This window comes from Nocardioides sp. NPDC057577, assembly GCF_042801335.1.
Classification (GTDB): Bacteria; Actinomycetota; Actinomycetes; order Propionibacteriales; family Nocardioidaceae; genus Nocardioides.
In genome coordinates this window covers 1-7,876 of record NZ_JBHVGB010000229.1, presented here as the reverse complement: position 1 = coordinate 7,876, position 7,876 = coordinate 1, and the positions used below count along the sequence as shown (strand labels likewise).

General features: G+C 71.0%; 6 protein-coding genes and 1 pseudogene. 3 read left to right on the top strand and 4 right to left on the bottom strand.

Annotation, left to right across the window (positions count from 1 at the left end):
• Nucleotides 1-2 precede the first annotated feature (2 nt).
• The 3 genes and pseudogenes from ACFU7D_RS27320 to recO all read right to left on the bottom strand — a co-directional run bounded on the left by ACFU7D_RS27320 (nucleotide 3) and on the right by recO (nucleotide 2,811).
• On the bottom strand, nucleotides 3-791 hold the full coding sequence (locus ACFU7D_RS27320; protein WP_378730628.1) for an isoprenyl transferase: 789 nt from the start codon (nucleotides 789-791) through the stop codon (nucleotides 3-5).
• A 139-nt stretch (nucleotides 792-930) separates the two neighbouring features.
• Nucleotides 931-1,740 (bottom strand): annotated as a pseudogene (locus ACFU7D_RS27315) (YibE/F family protein); the annotation flags it as partial.
• Nucleotides 1,741-2,082: 342 nt separating this feature from the next.
• Nucleotides 2,083-2,811, bottom strand: a complete 729-nt coding sequence (gene recO, locus ACFU7D_RS27310) for a DNA repair protein RecO (RefSeq protein ID WP_378873280.1) — start codon at nucleotides 2,809-2,811, stop codon at nucleotides 2,083-2,085.
• 124 nt (nucleotides 2,812-2,935) lie between these two features.
• On the opposite strand from recO, the gene ACFU7D_RS27305 reads away from it, so the two are divergent.
• Both ACFU7D_RS27305 and ACFU7D_RS27300 read left to right on the top strand, forming a co-directional pair.
• Nucleotides 2,936-3,736, top strand: a complete 801-nt coding sequence (locus ACFU7D_RS27305; protein ID WP_378873278.1) for an ion transporter — start codon at nucleotides 2,936-2,938, stop codon at nucleotides 3,734-3,736.
• 81 nt (nucleotides 3,737-3,817) lie between these two features.
• A complete protein-coding gene (locus tag ACFU7D_RS27300; RefSeq protein ID WP_378873276.1) occupies nucleotides 3,818-5,509 on the top strand; it encodes a protein kinase in 1,692 nt (563 codons plus the stop codon).
• Between the two features lie 6 nt (nucleotides 5,510-5,515).
• Here ACFU7D_RS27300 and ACFU7D_RS27295 read toward each other — a convergent pair whose 3' ends face one another.
• Nucleotides 5,516-6,892 (bottom strand): PLP-dependent aminotransferase family protein, encoded by a 1,377-nt coding sequence (locus ACFU7D_RS27295; RefSeq protein WP_378873274.1) that lies wholly within the window; start codon nucleotides 6,890-6,892, stop codon nucleotides 5,516-5,518.
• Nucleotides 6,893-6,959: 67 nt separating this feature from the next.
• Between ACFU7D_RS27295 and ACFU7D_RS27290 the strand changes: the two genes are divergently transcribed.
• Nucleotides 6,960-7,876: DMT family transporter (locus ACFU7D_RS27290; RefSeq protein WP_378873272.1), on the top strand; the 917-nt coding region annotated here is incomplete at its 3' end.

Sequence of the window (7,876 nt, the reverse complement as noted above, 5' to 3'; positions counted from 1 at the left end):
GGTCAGACGGGGTTGGGGAGGGCGCCGCCGTAGCGGCGGTCCCGGGAGGCGTACGTCTCGACGGCATGCCACAGGTGGCGGCGGTCGACGTCTGGCCAGAGGACGTCGGTGAAGACGAACTCGGAGTAGGCGGCCTGCCAGAGCATGTAGTTGGACAGCCGCTGCTCGCCGGAGGTGCGCCAGATGAGGTCGGCGTCGGGGAGATCGGGGACGTAGAGGTAGCGCTCGAAGGTCTTCTCGGTGATCTTCTCCGGACGCAGCTTCCCGGCGCGTACGTCCTCCCCCATCCGCCGCACGGCGTCGGTGAGCTCGGCGCGACCGCCGTAGTTGACGCACATCGTCAGCGTGCAGACGGTGTTGTCCTTCGTCATCTCCTCGGCGATCTTGAGCTCGTTGATGACGGACTTCCACAGTCGCGGCGCACGACCGGCCCAACGCACCCGGACCCCAAGCTCGTTCATCTCGTCGCGGCGGCGCCGGATGACGTCGCGGTTGAAGCCCATCAGGAACTTCACCTCGTCGGGCGAGCGCGACCAGTTCTCGGTGGAGAACGCGTAGGCCGAGATCGCCTTCACACCGATCTCGATGGCTCCCTCGACGACGTCGAAGAGCGAGGACTCACCGGCTTCGTGGCCCTTGGTCCGGGGGAGGCCACGGTCCTTGGCCCATCGGCCGTTGCCGTCCATGATGATCGCCACGTGGTGCGGGACGAGGTCCTTGGGGACCGGGGGCGGGGTAGCCCCGGACGGGTGGGGTGTTGGGGTACGGACCGGCTTGCTCACGAGGCCCAACCCTAGTCGGGCGATACCCAGGAGGCGGCTGCGGCCCGGGAGGCTGCGGCCTGGAAGGGACCATCGGGCGACGAGGCGCGTCGTACTCCATCTGCGCAGGGTCCACGGCCGGACCGGGGACGGTCAGCGCGCCGATGATCGTGGTGATCGGCATCGCCAGCACCACCCCGATGCCCGCGGCCATGGTGGCGACGATCTCGCCGGCCATCTGCTCGGTCGTCAGCAGCGAGAGGAAGGTGCGGTCGTAGAGCTGGATCACCAGCAGCAGGGTCAGTGCGCTGCCGACGTAGGCGAACACGATCGTGTAGATCGTCGAGGCGACGTGGTCCCGGCCGATCCGCATCGCGCCGCGGAAGACGTCCCAGCGGGACGTGTTCGGACCGGCGGCGCGCAGCTCCCACACCGCGGAGGCCTGGGTGATGGTGACGTCGTTGAGCGCGCCGAGGCCGGCGATGATCACCGCAGCGACCAGCAGGCTCTGCAGGTCGAGCGCGGCGTCGAGCGAGGAGAGCGTCTGACCGCTCTCCGAGCCCAGCCCGCTGAGCCGGCTCGCACCGATCGCGAAGGTGCCGATCAGCGCGGTCACCGCGACCCCGGCCAGGGTGCCGGCGAGCGCCACCGACGTCCGCACCGAGAACCCGTGGGTGGTGTAGAGCACGACATAGAGGATCAGCACCGAGGAGACCAGCGCGGCCCACGCCGCGGGCTCGCCGGAGAGCAGCGCGGGCAGCAGGAACAGCCACACCACCGCCCCCGCGAACCCCAGGCCGAGCACCGCCATCAGCCCGCGCATCCGCGCGACGGCGACGACACACGCGACGAAGAGGCCGACCAGCAGGAGCAGCGGCGGCCCGCGCTTGACGTCGAAGAAGGCGTACGTCGCCTCCCCCTCCTTCTCGGTGCGGGAGAGCTCCACCTCGTCACCGGCCTCCAGGCCGGAGCGGGCCATCGGCGTCGAGATCTCGACCCCCACCTCGGTGCCGGTGTCGGGACCGCTGGTGAGCTCCACCGAAGCCTTGTTGCAGCCCTCTGGCGTGCCCTCGGCACTGCACGGCTCCGAGACCGAGACCACGTCGGCGGTCTCGAAGACGACACCCTCGGCGATGAACTCCTGCGACCCCTGGAGCTTGTCGACAGCGGCGCTGTCGGGCCACCAGACCGCGACCCCGACGACGGTGAGCACGGCGACGAGCACCAGCGAGACGGTCAGCACCAACCGCGGCAGAGCCTCGACCTCCACCTCGGCGTCGTGCCCACCGTGGGAGTGGCCGTGGGAGTGGGCCATCGTTCCTCAGCTCTCGACGTATTCGAGCGAGCGCAGGTTGCGGTCCAGATGCCAGGAGAGGTACGCGGCGACCAACCCGCTCGCCTGCCTGCTGGTCCGGTCCTCGGCGCCGCCGACCGTATCCCAGTCACCTGAGAGCAACGCACCGAGGTGGGTGAGCGTCTCGGGCGAGGGCGTCGCCGAACCGGGCACCCGGCAGGTCGTGCACAGCGCACCGCCCATCGACACGTTGAACCAGCGGTGCGGGCCCTCCAGCCCGCAGCGCGCGCAGGCCTCGAAGCTCGGCGCGTAGCCGGCGACCGCGAGCGAGCGGAGCAGGTAGGAGTCGAGCACGTGCCGAGGAAGCCGGTCGCCCTGGGCGAGCACCCGCAGCCCGCCGACGAGCAGCAGATACTGCTGCGGCGCCGGCTCGCCCTCCTCGTGGACCAGCCGGTCGGCGGTCTCGAGCATCGCGGTGCCGGCGGTGTAGCGGTCGTAGTCCAGCCCGATCCCGGCATGGAACAGGGTCAGCGTCTCGGCCTGGGTGATCGTGTCGAGGTTGCGCCCCTCGGCGAACTGCAGGTCGACGTGGGTGAACGGCTCCAGCCGCGAACCCCATCGTGAGGTCGTACGCCGCACGCCCTTCGCCACCGCACGCACCCGTCCGTGGTCACGGGTGAGCATGGTGATGATCCGGTCGGCCTCACCGAGCTTGTGGGTGCGAAGCACGATGGCCTCGTCGCGGTAGAGGGGCACAGCACCATTCTGCCGCGCCGCACCGACAACCGCGGCAGCGACCGGCCGACATCGACGCCCACATGATGGCAACGACGCGTGTGGTTGACCTGCTTTGGTGGACGCGTCTCCTATGGTGCCCACCATGAGCTCCGCAGGCATCGACCGTCGACACGACGAGCGAGAGCCGGGTGCTGCATCGTCGCCGCCGGTCACGCTGGTCGACTGGCTGATGCTGGCGCTCGCGATCATCTCGGTCGGCCTGCTGGTCTGGGTCACCTTCTGGGACGTACCTCCGCCCTGGGAAGACCGGGTGATCATCGCCGACTACGTGATCTGCGGGATCTTCTTCGTCGAGTTCTGCGCCCGCTGGGTCAGGTCCGGCCTGGGCTGGAAGTTCCTGGGGCTCTACTGGTACGAGATCATCGGCATGATCCCGCTCTCCAACCCGGCCTTCCGCGCCTTCCGGCTGCTGCGGGTGGTGGTCATCTTCGCGCGGCTGATGCGGGTGGCCGACCGTGCGTTCGGCGACCGGATCTCGGCGTACGTGGTGGGGAGGTTCTCCGGATCGATCGTCGACGCGATCCGGACGCCGATCACGGTCGCGGTGCTCGACGAGGTGATCGCGGTGATCCAGACCGGCAACTACACCCGGCACATCTCCACCGCGATGGAGGAGAACCGCGCCGAGATCGACGCGCTGATCATCGACCTCATCCGGCAGGACCAGGCGACCGGGAAGCTGCGGTATCTCCCCTTCCACGACGACGTCGTCCGTCTCGTGGCCGACACCGTGCTGCGCCTGGTCGAGGATGGCCTGGCCGACCCCCGGGTCCACGAGATCATCTCCGACGCCATCCGCGAGTCCGCCAAGGAGCTGCGGGAGAACGTCGGCTCCGACGCGCACGCCGCGGTCAAGCAGGACAAGGAACGCTTCGGGAAGTAGTCGGTCTCGATTTCTTAGCGAAACCCGCTCAAGTAGGTGTCACCGCAGCCCCTCCCGGAGGATTCAGGGCATGATTCGGCCATGAGCGCGACCTTCCCGACCAGTCTCGGGCGGCTGCAGCAGGTCCGCCACATCGGCGCCGGTGCCTTCGCCTCCGTCTGGCTCTACTACGACCCCGATCTCGACTCCCACGTAGCGGTCAAGGCGCTCGCCCCCGGGTGGGTGTCGAACCCGGAGATCCACAAGCGCTTCCTCCAGGAAGCGCGGCTGCTCCGCTCGGTCGATTCACCCCATGTCGTGCGTGTCTACGACATCGGCCAGACGAGCACCGGCATCCCCTTCTTCGTGATGTCGTACGCCGACGGTGGCTCGGTCGCCGACCTGCTCCAGGGCTCCCCCGGCGGTCTGGACGTGCACGAGGTCGCCGACATCGTCGCTCAGGCCGCCGACGGACTCATGGCGCTGAAGGCTCGCGGGGTGATCCACCGCGACATCAAGCCCGCCAACCTGCTGGTCACCTCCGAGACCTCCGGCGGCACCGCCGGCGCTCGCCGGGTGATGATCGCCGACCTGGGTGTGGCCCGCTCGCTCGACTCTCTCAACGAGGTCACCCGCGACATCGGCACCCCGTCCTACATGGCGCCCGAGCAGCTCGACCCGTCGCTGCCGATCGACCACCGCGCCGACGTGCGAGCTCTCGGCGCGGTCGCCTGGGCGCTGCTCGCCGGCCGCTCCCCTGCCCCCGCTCTCGGGCTCACCTCCCGAGTCCCCGAGGCAGGTTCCGTACGTCCCCTCCCGGCCCCGATCAGCCAGGCCATCGCCCGGGCGCTGGAGCCCCGGGCCGAGGACCGCTGGCCCGATGCGCGCTCGTTCGCAGACGGGCTCCGCGGCGCGGTCACAGGCACCCGCGTCACCCCCGGGCAGGCCCACTCTGCACCTCAGCCTCCACCGCCCAGCGGACCCCACAGCGGGCCACCCAGTGGACCTCCCAGCGGCCCGCCGACCGGATCGCCCTTCGAGCAGCCCACGACGGTGCCGACCAGCATCGCGACACAGCACCCGCAGAAGCGGAAGCGCACCGGGCTCCTGGTCGGTGGTCTGGCCGCTGTCGTGGTCATCGGGCTCATCGCCGGGCTGATCTTCTTCGTGACCAACGGTGGAAGTCACCTGCCCGTGGCCGGCGAGTGCCGCAATCTCGACTACGCCGCAGCCACCGAGTTCGTCGACGAGACGGAGCCGGTGGACTGCGCCGAGCCGCACACGCTCTACACCTTCCACGTCGCCACCGACGTGAAGACCTACAACGACAACGAGGCCGCCGGGGCCGCCTGCTTCACCCGCCTGGAGACCGGCCTCGGGCTGCACCCCGAGACGCTGGCCCGCACCGCCTACATCGTCAGCTGGTACTGGCCCGCGGAGGCCACCTGGAACGACGGCGACCGCTACGTCCGGTGCGACGTCGGGGTGACGGTCCAGGGAGCGCCGATGATCGACATGCCCGAGGACCCGGTGCCCGACCCGTTCCCGACCGACCTGCGGGCCTGCATCGACAGCAAGATCGACAAGGTCGTCCGCTGCGGGACCACCCACGACTACATCGTCGTCGACACCTTCGAGATGACCGGCGACACCTACCCCGAGCAGAGCGATACCAACGTCCAGGGGCTGGGCGGCTGTCCGGCGGAGGCGACGATGTTCAAGCCGCCGTTCAAGACCGCCTGGATGGCCGGCAGCCGCCTGGGCCTCTGCGCGAAGTACGACGTGGAGTCCTAGGAGCTCCTAGGAGATCAACGGCGCCAGCCGCCTGACCGCCTCCCGCAGGCGGTCAGGGGTCGTCGCCGCGTACCCGATCACCAGCCCCGGCGGCCCCTCCCCCTCGCGGTGCCGGCTCAACGGGTGGACGGCGATGCCCGCCTCGAGCGCGGCCGTGGCGACAGCCTCGTCGTCGACTCCGTCGGGAAGCGTCGCCAGTACGTGCAGTCCGGCCGCGACGCCTCGGACCCGAACCGCCGGCAGGTGCTCGGCGAGCGCCTCGAGCAGGGCATCGCGGCGAGCCTTGTGCCGCTGCCGGACCAGTCTCAGGTGTCGCTCGAAGGCACCCGAGGTGAGCATCCGCGCCAGGATGATCTGGGGTAGAGCCGGGCTGGCCAGATCGAGCCAGTAGCGAGCCTCGACCAGCTCCTCCTGCATGCCGGACGGGGCGACGAGCCAGCCGATCCGCATCGCGGGTGCGAGCGTCTTGGAGACGCTGCCGAGGTGGACCACCCGGTCGGGTGCGAGCACCTTCACCGCCCCGACCGGCGGCCGGTCGTAGCGGTGCTCGGCATCGTAGTCGTCCTCGATCACCAGCCGGTCCGGCTCCGCCCGGACCCACGCGACCAGCTCGCGACGCCGCTGCGGGGAGAGCACGACCCCGGTCGGGAACTGGTGCGCCGGGGTGACCACGACGGCATCGACGCCGCTGGCATCGAGCGCCGCCACGTCCAGACCGTCGCCGTCCACCGGCACCGGGACCGTCGTCATCCCCCACCGCTGCAGGTGCACGCGGCCACCGTAGGATCCCGGCTCCTCGAAGCCCACCCTGGTCCGGCCACGCTCCTCCAGCCAGCGCGCCAGGAGCACGAGCCCCTGGGCGACCCCGTTGATCACCAGGATCTCGTCGGGCGAGACCGTGAGGCCGCGGGTGCGGCCCAGCCAGACCGCGAGCGCCTCCCGGAGCGCCGGCACGCCGCGCGGATCGCCGTAGCCGAGGTCGGCGCTGCCGATCTCGGCGAGCACCTCCCGCGACGCCTTCGCCCACGCGGCCCTCGGGAAGGCCGAGAGGTCCGGCACTCCCGGGGAGAGGTCCAGATCGGGAGTCGGCAGCCGGGTGGCGGCACCGAGACGGCGTACGGCTCCGGGGACCGCGCTCACCCGCGTGCCGCCGCCGCTGCGGGCCGAGAGCAGCCCCTCGTCGGTGAGCCGCTGGTACGCCTCGACCACCACGCCGCGCGAGACGCCGAGCTGGGTCGCGAGGGTGCGCGACGCCGGCACCCGGGCATCGACCGCGAGTCGGCCGTCGGCGACCGCGTCGCGCAGCGCACCGGTCAGCCACGTCGCCAGCCCACCCGCCGGCACGTCGGCCGGGTCGAGCTGGAGGAAGTCCGCACCGGTCACTTGGTCCACTCTGCCACGTCGGGTTTGGATCTGTTCGCCAGACCAAGCTGGAGCGAACCTCGTAGACATGACCACCGAAGCCCTCCCCGACATCGCCGAAGCCACCGAAGCTGCCGACGCCGCCGACCCCGGCGGAGCGGCGTCCCGCCGCGGCACCCTGCTCGGCATCGTCTTCGCCGCGGCCGGGATGGCCTGCGTCGGCAGCAGCGTCGCCGTCTCGGCAGCGATCACCGATGCCCCGCTCTTCACCCTGCAGAGCGTCCGGTATGCCCTCGCCGCCCTCCTCCTGCTCGCGGTCGCACGGGTCACCGGCTGGCGGGTGCCGCGGCCCCGCGGTCGCGAGTGGCTCTGGCTGGCCGGGGTGGCGACCGCCGGCCTGGTGCTTTTCAACGTCGGCGTCGTCCGCGGTGTCGCCCATGCCGAGCCAGCGGTGATCGGCGTCGCCGTCGCCGCGGTTCCGATGCTGCTCGCCGTCGTCCCGGCGGTCGCGACCCGCACCCTGCCGGCACGCAGCGTGATCATCGGGGCCATGGTCGTGACCGCGGGTGCCGTCGTGGTCGAGGGCTTCGGGAGGACCGATGCGGCCGGGGTCGGCTACGCGCTCTTGGTGCTGGTCTGCGAGGCGGGTTTCACGCTCCTGGCGGTGCCCGTCCTCCCGCGCCTGGGCGCCTTCGGCGTCTCGTTCCACTCGGTGTGGATGGCCACCGCCGGCATGGCCGTCATCGGTGTCACTGCCGAAGGACCGGCCGCCGTCACCACGCTCGACACCGGCGACCTGCTCGCGGCGCTCCACCTGGCGGCGGTCGTCACCACGCTCGCGTTCCTGCTCTGGTTCACAGCGGTCAAGCGCCTCGGCTCCGGCCGCGCCGGCCTGCTGACCGGCGTCGTGCCCGTGGCGGCGGCCGGCCTCGGCGTACCTCTCCACGGGATCGTGCCCGGACCGATGGTCTGGATCGGCACCGCGGTGGTCGCGCTGGGCCTGGT

Coding starts and splice junctions, on each gene's coding strand:
- ACFU7D_RS27305 (WP_378873278.1), top strand. CDS start 2,936: ATGAGCTCCGCAGGCATCGACCGTCGACACGACGAGCGAGAGCCGGGT.
- ACFU7D_RS27300 (WP_378873276.1), top strand. CDS start 3,818: ATGAGCGCGACCTTCCCGACCAGTCTCGGGCGGCTGCAGCAGGTCCGC.